The organism is Nostoc sp. (assembly GCF_036917235.1).
Classification (GTDB): Bacteria; Cyanobacteriota; Cyanobacteriia; order Cyanobacteriales; family Nostocaceae; genus Nostoc.
The window spans coordinates 1-16,267 of sequence record NZ_JBALDU010000114.1 but is presented as its reverse complement, the minus strand read 5'-3'; the positions used below and the strand labels follow the sequence as shown (position 1 = coordinate 16,267).

The following is a 16,267-nucleotide window of genomic DNA, read 5'->3' as shown; positions in this document are numbered from 1 at the left end:
ATTTAATGTTGCAACGGCGTCGCTAGCCCAAGCGTTTGGCACGCTGTAGGTCAAACAGACGAGTTTTAAAGGGTCGTGCTAAAATTCCCCTACCGACGAAACTTTGAAGGAGGGGAATTAAAGCATTCCTAAGTATTTAAATCGTTTCTGTAAACATACCAGTTCGGGCAAACTCTTCTTCTTCAGGGGTGAAGAGTGGAGGTTTATCCACAAGGCTAGGCTCAAAGTAGTATGTCTCTTGGAGAAACTGTCCGATAATGACAGCTTCTTCTAAATCCTTGATGTGGTTCTGTGCAACTATACACGCTTCCTTGAGGTTATTCGCATCGCCCTTCTCCAGTAGCTTTGGCAATTCTGTTTTTACCCCTGTCAGCCGTGCCAATGGCTTAAGAATTCCATAGATGTTGTAGATGCGAGCAGTTTCTATGCTGGTGTATTTGAGTGCATTAGCTCTTGCTAACTCAGAGTCAAGGCTAGGCCAAAAACGGGTGGTGTAGAACGCTTTTTCATCCTTGTGATACCATTCTTCCGATCGCGCAATGGATGAGGAAACGGTGTTATGCAGTTTCCAGAAGAATAACCGCAGGGAGGAACCATCTACGACGGTGGATAATTTCGCCTCTAGTGACACCTCAAAGTCAATCAGGTTAGGGTCGCGCCCAAGCACCAAATATTCTACAGGATACATATCCACTTCCTTATTTTGGACAACATACATATTCAGGTGGTGTCGGCAGTAAGGACAGGGATACATTGTGGCAAACAGTTGGAAGAAGTCTTTGAAGATTGCTACTGCGGCTTTTTGCTGTTCTGGTGTCTTAGTACACACAATCTCTGCTGTGGTATGGAAGAAGCGCCACACTGCCGGGCCAATGTAGTAGGGGAAGCTGACTCGCATTTGGGAATCCTTCACCTCAGTCCGATCTAGATAGACATCAATGAATGATACATATTGCGATAGCGCCCCTGATTCTCGCCCAAATTCTAGGCGTTCGCGGCGTTTCTGCACTCCATTCAAGTAGTGATGCGTTAACCGCCATGCTTGTTTGAGTATCAATTTCTGTTTGGGAGTGCAACGGGGAAAATTTTCGGCAACATCCGCCCCGTAGCGGTTAAATTCTCCTGAGTTTTTTGTACACTGATACCACTCATCCAAAGCCGCTTGGTCGGGTACGGTGTTGCTTTGGATATCTGCTGTGCTAGAAACACTAAACGCTGCCAACAACTTCGGCATAAAGTCTTCATACCAATATGCTACTGGCATGATTGCACCATCTATTTCTTCAGTTGCCTGGGAAAGGATGACGCGGTTCCACTTGTTCAAATAGTCTTTTGGATTTGCCTGAGATTTAGTTGGTGGTGGAGCCATTTCTTCATTCAGTTCTATTCCCCTGAGACGATTGAGTTCGTTAATGGCCAGCACACCTTCTACGATGTCACCCAGGCTAAGACTTTTCTTTTTGATCGTAATTGCAAACTCGACTCCGGCAGCAAACTTTTCTTTGACATTGGCAAATTTACTCCGCGCCTCTAAAATCGCTTTCTGTTCTGCCAACATTTCTGGTGTCTTTGCCACTGTTTGCCAGTTTTTGATTCGCTCCTGCAATCGGGCATATTCATTGGCAATCGATTCAACCACTGCATCCAAGACGGGGTAGCAATCTTCGGATACTATACCTAATGCTTTGTATAGTGCGATCGCTTGTTTGACAAACTTCACAAAATCAGTAATTTTGTATGGCAAGTTTTTCACCCGCAAATGAGTTTCGTGATTGGCGGAGAAACTTTCACGGAAGCTGCGGTAGGCTGCTCCTTGAATCAAACGAAACAGACCAATCTGCATTTGTAAAGGAGACGTACCGCTTTTTTTCTGATTCGGTGAGTTTGGTTGTTGCGCTAACTGTTCTCTTAGCTGTGCCAACTCTGGAGTCGTTGCTTCCGTCGGCTGGGTGCTGGCTGCTGCGGCCTCATTGGAAGTGGCAACTGTTTTGAGCGAACTGTTCAGGGAAATCGGTGAGTCTTGATAGCCAGTTTTGCTTTCTGACTCCTCCGGTACTAGCTGACAGAATTCCTCAAAATCAATTGAGCCATCGCCATCATGATCTACTTCCTGCAACATCTCTTTCAATTCAGCGTCTGTCAGCCCAAACTGAGTCATCACTGTCCGCAGTTCAACAGCAGTAATTTCACCGCTACCGTCCTCATCAAAGGCACTGAAGGCTAACTTCAGGCGGCTTTCGCGATCGCCTACCTTTGCGATCATCAGCGTTTTAAATTCTTCAAAATCGATAGTGCCTGACAAGTCAACGTCAATCTCCTTAATCAAGTCACGCAGCCCCGCCTCCGTGGGATTTTGCCCTAGCGATCGCATTACCTCCCCTAGTTCCTCGGTTGAGATCGCTCCGTTGCCGTCTACGTCTAATACTTTGAAAGCTTGCCACAATTTTTCTATTTCTTGTTCATCAATCATGGTTTTGTTCCAATTCTATATCTGTCACTAATAAATTTATTACCATATTTTCTAATAGCTACTTCAATGCTGTTTAATTATATTAAGTAAATAGTAAGTATTAGGAACGTCTGAACTTAGTCTCAACCTTACTTGCAGTCGCCTTGTAAGTTTGTCAGTTGCTTATTGTTCCAATCAATGCAGCTTTACGGTTTTAATTCCAAATGCTCTAGATAAACCAAGTAAGTCAGCGAGAATAAATCAAACTATATTAAGTAATATCAAAAATCTGGGTTCTTCAGTACTTGTTATGCCAAACTTTTTAATAAATAGAATGCTAATTTAGTAAGTATCTGACTCTGAAATTTTCAAAGTTTCTAAATCCATATCCAGAACGCTTAATCAGTTTAAGCTTGTTATTAATTCCTTTAACCATGCCACTAGTTGTCCCATTGTCAAAGTAAGCAATAATTTCATCAAACCAACGAATAATAGTGTTGTTGCTATTGGGAAAATATTTTTTAGCTCTCGATAACAATAAATATTTATTAGATGTCAATGATTGCAATGCTTTTAGTAATCTTTTAATACAATTTTTAATATTACTTTGCATTTATAGCTAATACTTTAGCATAAAAAGTACTGAAAACCCTTCATTGTTAATTTTTAATTCTGCCTTGCGGTACTAGTGTGATAGCAAGACTTCAGTCCTGATTTTGTTTGCGTAGCATCTCGTCAGAGAGGACTAAAGTCCTCACTACAAACCATGAAGATTTTGATGGTAATTATATTATTTGAATCATCCGCTTTTTCAAGAGAAAAAATGCTGCTTTGCCACATCTAAGCGTGAACAGTTCCAATAATCGATATGGGAAATAATCAAACCATCCGAGTTCAGACCTAATTCACTCCAACCAGGAATAGAGATCCGTGGCTTCCAGGGAAGAGGAGTATTCCAACTGAGTGTCCACTCAGTTGTTATTGTGTCTCCTAAACGTTGAATATTATGTAAGTCCATCTTGGGGTTTAAAAACCAAGTTTGGATAAAATTAATCATTTCTTTGTAACGTTTAACACCACGGAATTTATTCATCGGGTCTTGAAAATAAACCTCTGGGGCATAAATGCTGTAAGTTTGATTAACTGGGAATCTTTGATAGTCTTCTTTGAGTATTTCAATAATATCCATGATAGATAAATATATCTGTAAATTGGTTTAATATGAAAACTTAAAAATAGAAATTAACCCTCATCCCATAAACGTTCTAACTGACGCCGCCAAGCAGTTAGGACTTCTTCTCGCCCTTGTGAAGTTTGATTTATTTCGCCCATCATTCCTTCGGCGTAAAAGCGTTCTAAGCTTTGCATGGTAGCTTGCAGAGATTGTCCTTGTTGTTTTGCTGCCTGAATAATTTGCCGGATGCGGCTTTCAATTAGTTGATTAAAGACATTATCTAATCTAGCCTGATGGAGAGATAAAAGTCGGTTGATTGCATTGGATAAATCTGCACTCACTAAAGTATCACTGTGATATTGAAATACCCCCCAAATTACTCTTTCATACAAAGCGTAACGTACTTCTTGAGTGTCATCAAAGTTGGCTTCTAGGAACTGTTCTAAAAATGGTTGGGCTTCTTGAATGGGCAGAATAGGCAGTAAAACTCGCAGCCAAGTATTATCTTCGGAAAGCAGCACCAACAGCCGAAAAGTAGGAGTGTCTACTTGCCACGATCCAGTAGCAATCGCAGCAACAGCCGATGTGCCAAATAGTTCTATTAGCGTACCCGCAATTTCTTTAGGTGTCATAACCTTATATTTATATCTAGCCTCTAGATTAGCGCAGAGGTGCATCAACTTATTCACTAGAATGCTTGCTTGTCCAGTCTGAAAACACAGTGGGGGCGCACAGCTAGGTGTACGCCCCCACGAATGAATGTATTCCACTGAATTTAAATATCTGATTTAAATAAGCGAATTGCTCAAAAACACGATACCGATCGCACAGAAAGCGAAGCCAGCAAGGCTGATTTTCCAGCGTAACATTCGGTTTATTTCTCCCATACCCATTGCAACACCAATTTCTCTAGCGCTCATGGCAACGGCAAACAGAGTTAAAGCAATACCTAGTATATAGGCAACTACTGATATCGTTCCTGCCCCAATAATAGATTCAGCATTAGCGTAGCCCTGAAATAAACCAGCACTGATGCCTACTAGAGCAAGCACCAGAAAGTTTAGTTGATTTGGCATCATCAGCATAGTACCAAAAACAATGGTAGAAATGGTAATGGCTATTTCTGTGCCTGGTAAATCTAACTGAAATATATGAATTACAATGCCTAAAACTGTTGCCAAGACAAAACATCCAGCGATCGCAGCGCCACGAACAAACACAGATGAGAGTAAGCCAATTGCAACAATACCAACTAAACAATTTAAACTAATTACTGGATCTGCCAATCCCCAGACAAAGGCTTCCCAGCCGTTAGAGATGTTATGGTCAAATGGTGTTCCACTCAATGAACTCAGTAAGCTAATTAAAATTAAAGCTGCGATCGCTCCAATATGACGATCCATGAACTTTGAGGTCTTAAGTTCCCCCCAAGCATGGGATTCTGATAATTTAGTCTTGAACATCGCTATATACCAAATTAGTTTTTAGGTAATTTATACTACCCAGCTATCACAAAAAACTAACGTGGTAATTACCCTAAATCGTACTAGCTTCAAAAAGTGATGTAAACCCGCAGTGGTAGAAAAAGTTCTTTTATAAGCAAGTAGGATCGGGTTATTAATATTGAGATTCAAGGTGCGATCGCTAATCAATAATCGACCCAACGACTGCTGACAATATAACTAAACTACAAAAATGAGTCTAAAGTACGGTGAATTCGATATATTGGAGCGAGAACTAGAAGCTCTTTCATCTATGCATCGAGTAGCATTTGCGGCAGCTTGTTGCGAGAGATTGTATCCACACTACGATATTTTATTGCGAATAGTTAGAGAAGAAGGCTGGGATGGAGAAGATTTATTTAGAATAGCACTCGATGAAATCTGGCAATTTTTGGCAGGAAAAAAGGTTGATGTGGCAAGATTTCGTCAACTGTATTTTGATTGCGACCAAAGCTACCCCAGTGATTATGAAAACGTAGACACTCCAGAAGGACAGAGAGCCGCAGGTGCAATTCTCTATACTTTAGAACTTTGTTTAGCTCCAAGTGTACAACAGACCATTTCAGTAGCAGAAGAAATACATGAAACTCTTTTTGAGTATATAGATTATTTAAGATGCGAGTCTGAAGACGAATACTCGGAAGACATTTCCCACGAAGAACTAGTGGAAATAGTTTCCAACCATCCGTTTACAGTACGAGAAATGCCAAAACAAAGCGAAGATTTACAGCGCTTGCGAGAAACTCCCACCTTAACTGGTGAGTTTTTACAATGGCTGCGTACTTCTTCTGAAAATGGTGGTAAAAGTCTGCTAGATTTAAGTTGAGAAAACAATCGTGAAGGGTGCGACTAAAGAACCTCAAGAAAACGCAGCGTCTAATTTGGATGCTGTAAAAATTAAATGGTTTCGCCACCATCTCTCTATATGGGGAACGCAAAACTTACGCGATTTTCCTTGGCGGCAGACTTGCGATTCTTACGCAATTCTCGTTGCAGAAAATCTGCTGCAAAAAACAGATGCAGTTATGGTTGTTCCTATTTACAAAGCATTTCTCTTGAGGTATCCTACCCTCGAAAACTTAGCCAAGGCAAGCATTGATGAATTGAGAGAATTGCTTGAAGCTTTGGGTCTTTTCTTCCGCGCTGAAAGATTACAAAAGTGCGCTCGCATCATCTTAGAGCAGTATGGAGGAAAAATCCCCGATTCAGAAAAGCAGTTGCTTGAATTACCTGGAATTGGTAAATATACAGCTCGTGCTATCTGTTCTCAAGCCTTCAGTCAACCGCTAGCCGTACTCGATACTAACGTAGCTCGCATCCTCGAACGCTTCTTTGGCTTGCAAGGAGAAAGAGTGAAATCGCGCTGTAAAATTCTTTGGGGTGCGGCAGAAATAATTGCTCCTAATAAAGAAGTTGGCAAATGGAATCTAACCTTGCTAGACTTTGGAGCGATGGTTTGCAGGGCAAAAAATCCTCTTTGTAATAATTGCCCTCTCTCAGCAAAGTGCAATTATGTCCAAACGCAACGTAACTTAGAGAGTCTCAAGAAAACATAGCATCAAGTTTGTCAGAACCAAACCTTATCAACGCTTTTTTGCTTTTTTCTGTAGCTTAACCCAACCTACCATTCTAAATTTATTTATGTGTAGCACTGTTTTTACTTTTTAATTTTCGTTAATTGATTATGACTCTCAAATATTGACTTCTGAATTCTTGTTCACGATATACTCAACTAATTGTTGAATCATTTGGGCATCTGTTTCACTTAAACTTTCCAATTCAATTCTGTTGTTTTTTTGTGGGGTACTAGCATTACTACTATATATACGACGACTCAAGCCTACGGGACTATTCTCATAAAATGTTGTATAGAATACACACGCTGCTACATACGAGCCAATCGGACTAGGGTGGCTTAGATCGGAATTGTAAAGGTTTAATTTTAGATTCGCTTCCTGAATTTTTTGCCAAGCTATTCCCACAGGTGCAACTTTAGCTTTCAGTTCTTGAGCAATGTTCATGTAACCATCAGTCAATATCTGTTGCGTTTCTGGTTGATTTTGCTTTGCCCAAGTTAAGTAAAACACTGTTTGGGAATTCACTCGCTTAATCTCGGCATCAAACAGACTAGCGTACTTGTACATTTCCTTGGGATTGGTAATTGGTAAAGTACTTTGCTCTTGTAGTACTACATAATCCCAGCGTTTTTTTTTCAAAAGTCTGAGTGCTTTACCACTTTTCCAGTGGTTTTGAAGTGTAGCTCCACCAATGACAACCATTTCAGTTTCTAACTTTTTAGGTTCTTTCGCTGAAGCAGCCAACTGTTGTGTCAACCAAGGAAGATCGTTGAAATATGTATAGCTGTTACCAATAAATAAAACTCTGATTATCTGCTGTTCAGCTACTGGGAAAAAATTTGCCTGAATCTGCCTTCTTAGCATTTGAAACAAGGCAATCATCATCAAGAGGAATAAACATACATATACGATGTTGGTCTTGCTCATCATCCCTGAAATCTTTGAAGTATAACTTAATATTGGCGCAGCCATAGACGAAATGAGTTCACCTACAGATGAGCAAATAGCACTGATTCGGCTAACGCTCAAGGATAGGAAAATGAGTTATCCCGATAGATTTGAACAGGAAAAGCTGTTGAATTTGCACAAAGCTAAGATGCTTGTTGAGCCAGTAAACAGCCCCGATCGCAATTTTTAGGTAATTAAACTGTAGTGTAGGGTAGCACAGTTATGCTGCCCTACGGGAGATTGAAACAAAATCCCTCAATACTTTAGAGTTAATAATAAACTAAACTCCAAAGCGCGATCGCAATGACTGATAAAGAACTCAAACATCTAATTGAGAGTAACGCTAAAACAGTCCAAGCTATGTTAGATGAAATGGCGGAAGCACGTCAGGAACGCCAAGAACTCCGAGAAGGAATGCTCCAAATCCAGAATGCGGTAGCACAATTAACGAATATACAAGAGAGAATAACCAATCTACTAATTTCTATTGATGGCGATCGCCCCACAATTCTTAAAAAACTCTCAGCACTGGAAACTAAGCTTGACCAGTTATTGCAGCAAAACCCAACGGATGAGTTAGGGTAAACGCTCATAATAATGCCTAGACGTGTTGAAACAACATTTATTTTCCTTAAACAGTCGATAATGTAAATAAATGTAAAAAATTCTCAGGCAGGATAGAAGCATCTATGCGTGTAATTTTAATGACTGGTAAAGGCGGCGTGGGCAAAACTTCCGTCGCGGCTGCAACTGGACTCCGTTGTGCAGAACTAGGCTATCAAACGTTGGTTTTAAGTACAGATCCCGCCCACTCCCTTGCAGACAGTTTTGATATGGAACTGGGACACGCACCCCAAAAAATTCGCCCAAATCTCTGGGGTGCTGAACTGGATGCGCTGCAAGAACTGGAGGGTAACTGGGGTGCTGTGAAACGTTATATTACCCAAGTTTTACAGGCAAGGGGTTTAGATGGCGTACAGGCGGAGGAATTGGCAATTTTACCAGGGATGGATGAGATTTTTGGCTTGGTAAGGATGAAACGCCATTACGATGAAGGTGAGTTTGATGTCTTAATTATCGACTCAGCCCCCACCGGCACAGCACTGCGTTTGCTGAGTTTACCTGAAGTCGGTGGCTGGTATATGCGCCGTTTTTACAAACCATTTCAAAACATCTCGGTGGCACTTCGGCCTTTGGTTGAACCTTTGTTTAGACCAATTGCTGGTTTTTCGCTACCTGATAAAGAAGTAATGGATGCACCTTATGAGTTTTATGAACAAATTGAAGCTCTGGAAAAAGTATTAACAGATAATACTCAAACCTCAGTGCGTCTAGTAACAAATCCCGAAAAAATGGTGATTAAAGAGTCACTTCGTGCCCATGCTTATCTGAGTTTGTATAATGTTGCAACAGATTTAGTCGTGGCGAATCGGATTATTCCCAATGAAGTCCAAGATCCATTTTTCCAACGTTGGAAGGAAAGTCAGGAGCAATATCGCCGAGAAATTCATGATAATTTTCACCCTCTGCCTGTGAAAGAAGTTCCTCTATTTTCTGAGGAAATGTGTGGATTGGCTTCATTAGAACGCCTGAAAGAAACTCTTTATAAAGATGAAGATCCAACTCAAGTTTATTACAAAGAAACAACTCTTAGAGTAGTGCAAGAGGAAAACCAATACAGCTTAGAACTTTACCTACCGGGTATTCCTAAAGACCAAGTTCAACTCAGTAAAACTGGAGACGAATTAAACATCACTATTGGCAACCATCGTCGTAACTTAGTTTTGCCACAAGCCTTAGCAGCACTACAACCAGCCGGAGCAAAGATGGAAAATGACTATCTAAAAATTCGCTTTGCTGACAACAGAAAAGTTTAATTTTGTTGAACGTTAGTCTGTCAACAAAAAGTTAAAACTAAAAAGCAAGAATTTTCTCTTATAGCTAGTACAGACGCAATCTTTTTAGCGTCTGTTTTTATGATGTTTTGGTGAATTTTGATAAAAGCCAAAAAAATATTTTTATTAATGATTTGACCGTAGTTTTACTGAAGACAAAATGATGAAATAAATTTCACAATGTCTTTAGATTTAATTATGTCAGTTTTGAAATTATTAATTTATTTTGCTATAAACAATGACCTCTAATCCTGAACAAAATTTGCCCTTATGTAGCGATGAAGAAAGTTTATTACGCCGCATTACAAACCGTATCCGACGAAGCTTAGAGTTAGAAGAAATTATCACAGTGACAACAGCAGAGGTGCGATCGCTATTAAAAACCGATCGAGTGATGATTTACAAATTTCTTCCTGATGGTAGTGGTCAAGTGATTGCTGAATCAATTAATAAAAATTGTTTGCCGTCGCTACTAGGGTTAAATTTTCCTTACGATGACATCCCATCCGATGCCCGTGAACTATTTCTCAAATCACGGGTGCGTTCTGTTGTGAATGTTGAGACTAAAGAGATTGGTCAAATTCATCTGCGTGACTTGGATAATGGAGAAACTATCTCAGAGGAGATCCGTTATCGCCCTGTAGACCCTTGCCATATTGAATATTTGACGGCAATGGGCGTAAAATCCTCCGTAGTAGCGCCTATTCTCTATCAAGAGCAACTTTGGGGGCTCCTGGTTTCTCATAATTCTGAAGCGCGTTTGATTTCAGAATATGAGCTAGAAGCAATACAAATGGTAGTCGAGCAACTGTCAGTGGCGATCGCTCAAAGTACACTTCACACTCAAGTTCGCAAAACAGCCGAACGAGAAGCGATCGTTAACCGCATTGCTACCCTATTACATTCACTGCCGACGATTGTCTTACAGCCAGCCCTAGAAGCCGCTGTTGCTGCCTTTAATGGTGTTGGTGGCAGACTTTGCATTAGAAATGAAGCTCTTGATTTCCACAATGGCAACGTGACCAGCTTAACAGAATGCTTAATACCAGGAAATACTTGTATCAAGCTTTATATCTGTGGACAGCAACCTGTAATGCCAGAACAAACTATATATCCACTTATCGAGCAGTATAGTATCTGGCACGAACACTACAAGTCTACTAACTACGATGTTTGGGCGATTTCAGATATATATAACACTCCTGGCTTGCGAAGTTTGCAAGTTGCTTTTCAACCAACTAAAATTCGCAGCGTGTTGATGATCCCACTCCACTATCGTCAGCAGTTGTTGGGTTACTTAAGTATTTTCCGCAATGAAGTAGACACAGAAACTTTATGGGCGGGGCAGCATGAGGGCGATCAAAGACAACTCTACCCTCGACGATCCTTTGAGGTTTGGCGCGAATCTAAAACAGCACAAGCTCAAAAATGGACAATTGAAGAGATTGAACTGGCTAGAAACCTTGGTAAACACTTTGCTTCGGCAATTCAGCAGTATGAATTATACCAACAAGTGCAAACCTTCAATGAAAATTTAGAAAAACAAGTTAGAAGACGCACCGCTGAGTTACAACGCACAGCTGAACAAGAACAAGCTGTGTTTAAAGTTATTGCCGAGATTCGAGAATCTTTGGACACAAATACGATTTTTCAGACGACAACTAAAGAAGTTTGTCAATTAATCAAAGCCGATCGCGTTTCTGTTTATCGTTTTGATTCTAATTGGGGTGGTGAATTTGTCGGGGATTTCGAGGCTGCTAGTCCATACTGGTCGAATGAGTCGGAACTGGGTATTAATACAATTTGGAATGACACCTACTTACAAGACACAGAAGGAGGACGTTACCGCCACAATGAAACATTTGCAGTCGATGACATTTACAAGATGGGGTTTGCTCAGTGTCATATCGACAATCTAGAGCAGTTTCAAATTCATGCTTTTGTGCTTGCGCCGATTTTTGTTGGGCAAAAACTTTGGGGTTTGTTGGCAACTTATCAACATACTGGTTCTCGGCAATGGAAAGCTTCTGAAGTTAACTTTCTCAGTCAGATTGCGGCTCAAATGGGCGTAGCACTCCAGCAAGCTGATTTACTCACTCAGACACGACAACAGACATTAGATTTGCAACAAGCAGCAGAACAACAACGGGTATTGTTTGAAGTTGTGGCGAAAGTTAGAGAATCTTTAGATTTAGATGCGATTTTTCAGACAACTACTCAAGAAATTTGTAAATCATTACAAGCAGATCGAGTTGCAGTCTACCGCTTCCAGGCTGATTGGAGTGGTGAATATATCGCCGAGTTTGTGGGTGATAACTGGTTAAAGTTAGTCGGTTCAAATACCAATACAGTTTGGCAAGATAGCTATTTACAGGAAACCCAAGGTGGGCGATATCGTCACAATGAAACTTTTGCAGTTGATGATATCTATGAAGTTGGCCACTCTCAATGCCACGTTGCGGTTCTAGAGCAAATTCAAGCAAGAGCTTATGCGATCGCACCTATATTTATTGGGCAACAGCTATGGGGTTTACTAGCAGCTTACCAGAATTCTGCACCCCGCCATTGGGAAGCTTCAGAAATTAAATTTATTACTCAAATTGCCAATCAGCTTGGGGTTGCACTCCAACAAGCGCAATTACATAATCAAACTAAAGAGCAGACTCAAAAGCTGGCTCAAGCTTTGCATGATTTACAGCAAACTCAAACCCAACTGATCCAAACTGAGAAAATGTCCTCACTAGGTCAACTGGTAGCTGGTGTGGCTCACGAAATTAATAACCCCGTGAACTTCATTTATGGCAACATCAATCATGTCAACGATTACACAAAAGATTTACTTGGTATATTAGACCTCTATTTGCAAAATGCTCCCAACCCTAGCTCTGAGATTCGCGATCGCGCACTCGATATCGACTTAGAATTTATCATTGAGGATTTGCCCAAAACTCTATCTTCCATGAAAATTGGGGTCGATCGCATCCGGCAGATTGTCTTAGGTTTACGGAATTTCTCTCGCCTTGACGAAGCAGAAAAAAAACCAGTTGATATTCATGAGGGCATTGATAGCACCTTACTAATTTTGCAGCATCGCTTGAAAGCAAAACCAGAAAGTCCGGCGATTCAATTAGTCAAAGAATATACTAACCTTCCTTTAGTAGAGTGCTATGCCGGGCCGCTAAATCAGGTATTTATGAATGTTTTAAGCAATGCGATCGATGCTTTAGAAGATTACACCGAATCTAAATCAAATTCTCATAGCAGTCAAATTACTATCCGTACTGCTCTTGGAGAACTTGAAGGCAATATCAAGAGCGTAGTAATTCGCATAAGAGACAATGGCCCAGGAATACCCGAAGCTATGAAGGCAAGAATTTGCGATCCATTTTTTACAACTAAGCCAGTGGGAAAAGGCACTGGCTTGGGGTTATCAATTAGTTACCAGATTATTGTAGATAAACATGGTGGTGTGTTGAAATGTGATTCTCAGCCGGGGTTAGGTACAGAATTTTGGATTGAAATTCCGATTAAACAAATTCGTCATTAGTCATTGGTCATTAGTCATTTGTCATTTGTCATTGGCAAAGACTTTTACCTTTAGAGGATGTTTGAAAAGTCCTCTCGTTGGTAGCAAAACATTTCAGATCCCCCTAAATCCCCCTTAAAAAGGGGGACTTTGATTCCGGTTCCCCCCTTTTTAAGGGGAGCCAGCGCGGTCTTGGGGGTTTCCCCCATGAGCGACTGGCGTGGGCTAGGGGGGATCTCTAAGTGCCTAAAATCACAGCCAAATACTTTTCAAACAACCTCTTAGCTAAACCGTATTGCTCGAACTCTGACTTTTTGAAGAAGTTGGGGATCTTAGGGATCTAAATCAGGGTTAAAAGACATTTCATTCTAGAGTAATATCATGTCCGCATAATTAGTTATGCTAACCACATTCATTGTACCCCACCCCTTAATCCCCTCCCCGCTTGCGGGGAGGGGAGACAAAGCGTAGCTTTGGCGGGGGTGGGGTTCTTCGGGTTTAATAAGCAATCAAGCGGACACGATCTAATTGGATTTTTACTTGATAAATAACCTCTAACTTCTAAGTTGCACAGGCATAGCTAAATAGGTCATTTTCAAGCCACTCAATGGTGTAAAAATCACTGGAGTTAGGCTTTGATTCAAATGCATTTGAATTTCGGAAGATGGTAACTCTTTCAAGCCTTCCATCAAATATTTAATATTAAAGGCAATCTCAATATTTTCACCAGAAATTTGGGCTGGCATCGACTCTCTACCACTGCCCACATCTTGAGCTTCACAAGATAAGGTAATTTCTTGGGCTTCGCTATCAATACTGAGCTTGACAATATTATTTTTTTGATCGGCTAACACAGCAATCCGCTCCAAAGTGCTGACGAATTGTCGCCGTTCAATTGTCACTTGTCGCTCAAATTGGCGCGGAATTAATTGTCGATAAGCAGGATATTGCCCTTCTAATGTGCGACTAGTCAAACGTTGATTTTGCCATGCAAACACAACTTGACCTTGATCGAAATATAAAGCTACGGGTTCATCTGATGAAGCGCTATGAGCTAACATTCTTTGGAGTTCGCGTAATGCTCTCGCTGGTACTGTCACTTCTAGTTGACTAGTTCCACCTAAAGGACGTTCGTTGCTAGTTTCTACTACTGCGAGGCGATGTCCATCGGTAGCTGCAAATTCTAGGGTGTCTTGTTTAACTGTTAAATGTACACCAGTGAGTACTTGCTTGGTTTCATCAGCACTGGTAGCAAACAATGAACCGCGTAATCCCTCAATTAATGCGGTGGTGGTGAGATGGATTACTTCTGTATTTTCAATTACAGGGAGTTCGGGAAATTCTTCCGGCCCCATTGCTCGGACTTGGTAATGTCCACTCTTGGGTGTGAGTGTGACAATTAAACCTTCTCCACCGGATGTTGCACCTGTCAAGGCTGATTCATTATCTAGAGTGATTTCGCCTTCTGGAAGACGAGAAGTGATGTCTACAAGTAACTTAGCAGGAAGTGCGATCGCACCACTTTGCCATACCTCTGCGTTAAAACTGGTGCGGATTCCTAAGCTGAGATCGAAGGCTGTTAAACTTACTTGGTTAGTTTCAGCATCCGCTTGTAACAGCACATTGGCAAGTACCGGATGAGTTGGTCGTGAAGGTACTGCACGACTAACGAGTGAGAGGTTTGTACTGAGATCGCTTTGGGAGCAAACTAATTTCATAAGTCAGATGCAGCTAGTGAAAGATATCCTAACATCCTTATGTTTATAGGCGATCGCTGTTTTCTGGTTGGCGCTTGGGTGTAGCTGACAACTTAATACCAACAGGACTTCATTTATCACGTTAACAAGGTTCAAGGGAAGATTCTATTGTTAGACAACAGGGAAAAGCGATGTCTACGACCGGCTACGCCTACGCTCCTACGCTTCAGACTTGTAAAAACTCAAACGATTGCAGCTAATGTTGCGCGATCTATAAGAAACGCTTAAGTATTTTTTACAAACATATAAGCAGTTGCAGCAAAGCATTCATACTTTGCAACAATTGATCCTCCATGTATAAGAAACGCTTAAGTATTTTTTACAAACATATAAGCAGTTGCAGCAAAGCATTCATACTTTGCAACAATTAATCCTCCATGTATAAGAAACGTTTAAATCATTGCAGCAATTGTCGCAATAAACTTATAAATTTATTTATTACCAAAATTACAAGATTATTTAAGTATAATCAACTAGAGATTTAGAGGTGCAATCTCTACGATGGGCTACGCCTACGCAACTGATTTTGTTATATTTTCTGATGACAATCAAGGAAGTTCTTGTATAAAACAGTACTATAGTTTACTGAGAGAGATGAATGATGGCACGTCCTAAAAGAAACTCCAGCGTTTTAGAAAAAGCCGATCGCCGGATTGAAAGTTTACAATCTATCAGTGTAGAACTTGACTTTGGCGAAGGACTGACTATACAAGCTTACAATGCAACAATTAACGATCTACGGTCTAAACTTGCTGCCTACAACACTGCTTTATCTTCCATTAACAAACTCACAGATGATGTGAAGAATGCAGAACAGGTTGTCATAACAATGTCAGAAAAAATGTTACTAGGAGTTGGCAGCCGTTACGGTAAAACCAGCCAGGAATACGAGATGGCGGGTGGTGCGCGACGAGGTAATACCAAAAATAAGCGAGGCACAGCGAGCAATTCCAAAGTCACCAATTCTTTAGTAGTCGATTCTGTTCAGCCTTCTTCTGTAAATGGATCTATGAATGGGGCATCGGCTGCGAATGCAATACTTCTCGGTTAGCGCAATTAGTCGTTGCAGATCCCCCCAACCCCCCTTTTTAAGCTACCGTGTATACACAAGTCCTAAAAACCTAGCTTGATAAGACTTTCCTCGTTCCCAGTCTCCGACTGGGAATGCATTCATTGAGTCAGAGACTCAATGCCAGATTAGAGGCAGAGCCTCAACGAGGAGCATTCCCATGCTCTTCATGGGAACGAGATAAACGAAAGAACAATGGAAAATCAACCTTTTTTGACTTGTGTATACACCGTAGCTTTTTAAGGGGGGCTTTTAACCCTCCTTTTATCCCCTTTTTAAGGCAGGGCTGATTCATTCCACAAGGGCAAGAAGTTTGTCAATATCATTAGAGAGAAATCTTTGAGCAATTGTGATGGAAAGATGACCATTT

At 40.9% G+C, this 16,267-nt stretch carries 13 protein-coding genes and 1 pseudogene; 7 read left to right on the top strand and 7 right to left on the bottom strand.

The annotated features are described in order from the left end of the window. Nucleotides 1-136 precede the first annotated feature (136 nt). The 5 genes and pseudogenes from V7K44_RS32410 to V7K44_RS32390 all read right to left on the bottom strand — a co-directional run bounded on the left by V7K44_RS32410 (nt 137) and on the right by V7K44_RS32390 (nt 5,026). Complete coding sequence (locus V7K44_RS32410) at nt 137-2,470, bottom strand: EF-hand domain-containing protein (RefSeq protein WP_334938088.1); 2,334 nt, start codon at nt 2,468-2,470, stop codon at nt 137-139. Between the two features lie 316 nt (nt 2,471-2,786). Continuing rightward, nucleotides 2,787-2,975: pseudogene (locus tag V7K44_RS32405) on the bottom strand (transposase); the annotation flags it as partial. A 285-nt stretch (nt 2,976-3,260) separates the two neighbouring features. After that, nucleotides 3,261-3,638: a DUF2358 domain-containing protein gene (locus V7K44_RS32400; protein WP_334938086.1), complete on the bottom strand. Its 378-nt coding sequence runs from the start codon at nt 3,636-3,638 to the stop codon at nt 3,261-3,263. A gap of 53 nt (nt 3,639-3,691) precedes the next feature. Then, nucleotides 3,692-4,255, bottom strand: coding sequence for a hypothetical protein (locus V7K44_RS32395; RefSeq protein ID WP_334938084.1), 564 nt, complete (start codon nt 4,253-4,255; stop codon nt 3,692-3,694). A gap of 156 nt (nt 4,256-4,411) precedes the next feature. Further along, nucleotides 4,412-5,026, bottom strand: coding sequence for a HupE/UreJ family protein (locus V7K44_RS32390; protein ID WP_334938082.1), 615 nt, complete (start codon nt 5,024-5,026; stop codon nt 4,412-4,414). Nucleotides 5,027-5,318: 292 nt separating this feature from the next. On the opposite strand from V7K44_RS32390, the gene V7K44_RS32385 reads away from it, so the two are divergent. Together V7K44_RS32385 and V7K44_RS32380 are read left to right on the top strand one after the other, a co-directional pair. Then, nucleotides 5,319-5,951 (top strand): DUF416 family protein, encoded by a 633-nt coding sequence (locus tag V7K44_RS32385; protein ID WP_334938080.1) that lies wholly within the window; start codon nt 5,319-5,321, stop codon nt 5,949-5,951. Nucleotides 5,952-5,961: 10 nt separating this feature from the next. After that, nucleotides 5,962-6,681 carry a helix-hairpin-helix domain-containing protein gene (locus V7K44_RS32380; RefSeq protein ID WP_334938078.1) on the top strand — a complete coding sequence of 240 codons (720 nt, stop codon included), beginning with the start codon at nt 5,962-5,964 and terminating at the stop codon, nt 6,679-6,681. 135 nt (nt 6,682-6,816) lie between these two features. On the opposite strand, the gene V7K44_RS32375 is transcribed toward V7K44_RS32380, so the two are convergent. Further along, a complete protein-coding gene (locus tag V7K44_RS32375) occupies nt 6,817-7,674 on the bottom strand; it encodes an SGNH/GDSL hydrolase family protein (RefSeq protein ID WP_334938076.1) in 858 nt (285 codons plus the stop codon). Between the two features lie 7 nt (nt 7,675-7,681). On the opposite strand from V7K44_RS32375, the gene V7K44_RS32370 reads away from it, so the two are divergent. From V7K44_RS32370 to V7K44_RS32355, 4 genes are all read left to right on the top strand, one after another. Next, nucleotides 7,682-7,840, top strand: coding sequence for a hypothetical protein (locus V7K44_RS32370; RefSeq protein WP_334938074.1), 159 nt, complete (start codon nt 7,682-7,684; stop codon nt 7,838-7,840). Between the two features lie 113 nt (nt 7,841-7,953). Continuing rightward, nucleotides 7,954-8,235, top strand: a complete 282-nt coding sequence (locus V7K44_RS32365; protein ID WP_094350381.1) for a hypothetical protein — start codon at nt 7,954-7,956, stop codon at nt 8,233-8,235. Nucleotides 8,236-8,339: 104 nt separating this feature from the next. After that, nucleotides 8,340-9,527: a TRC40/GET3/ArsA family transport-energizing ATPase gene (locus V7K44_RS32360; protein WP_334938072.1), complete on the top strand. Its 1,188-nt coding sequence runs from the start codon at nt 8,340-8,342 to the stop codon at nt 9,525-9,527. Between the two features lie 256 nt (nt 9,528-9,783). Continuing rightward, nucleotides 9,784-13,092 carry a GAF domain-containing protein gene (locus V7K44_RS32355; RefSeq protein WP_334938070.1) on the top strand — a complete coding sequence of 1,103 codons (3,309 nt, stop codon included), beginning with the start codon at nt 9,784-9,786 and terminating at the stop codon, nt 13,090-13,092. 533 nt (nt 13,093-13,625) lie between these two features. On the opposite strand, the gene dnaN is transcribed toward V7K44_RS32355, so the two are convergent. Beyond that, on the bottom strand, nt 13,626-14,789 hold the full coding sequence (dnaN, locus tag V7K44_RS32350; RefSeq protein ID WP_334938068.1) for a DNA polymerase III subunit beta: 1,164 nt from the start codon (nt 14,787-14,789) through the stop codon (nt 13,626-13,628). Nucleotides 14,790-15,429: 640 nt separating this feature from the next. On the opposite strand from dnaN, the gene V7K44_RS32345 reads away from it, so the two are divergent. After that, entirely contained in the window at nt 15,430-15,879 is a 450-nt protein-coding gene (locus tag V7K44_RS32345) for a hypothetical protein (RefSeq protein WP_334938065.1), read from the top strand. Nucleotides 15,880-16,267 lie beyond the last annotated feature (388 nt).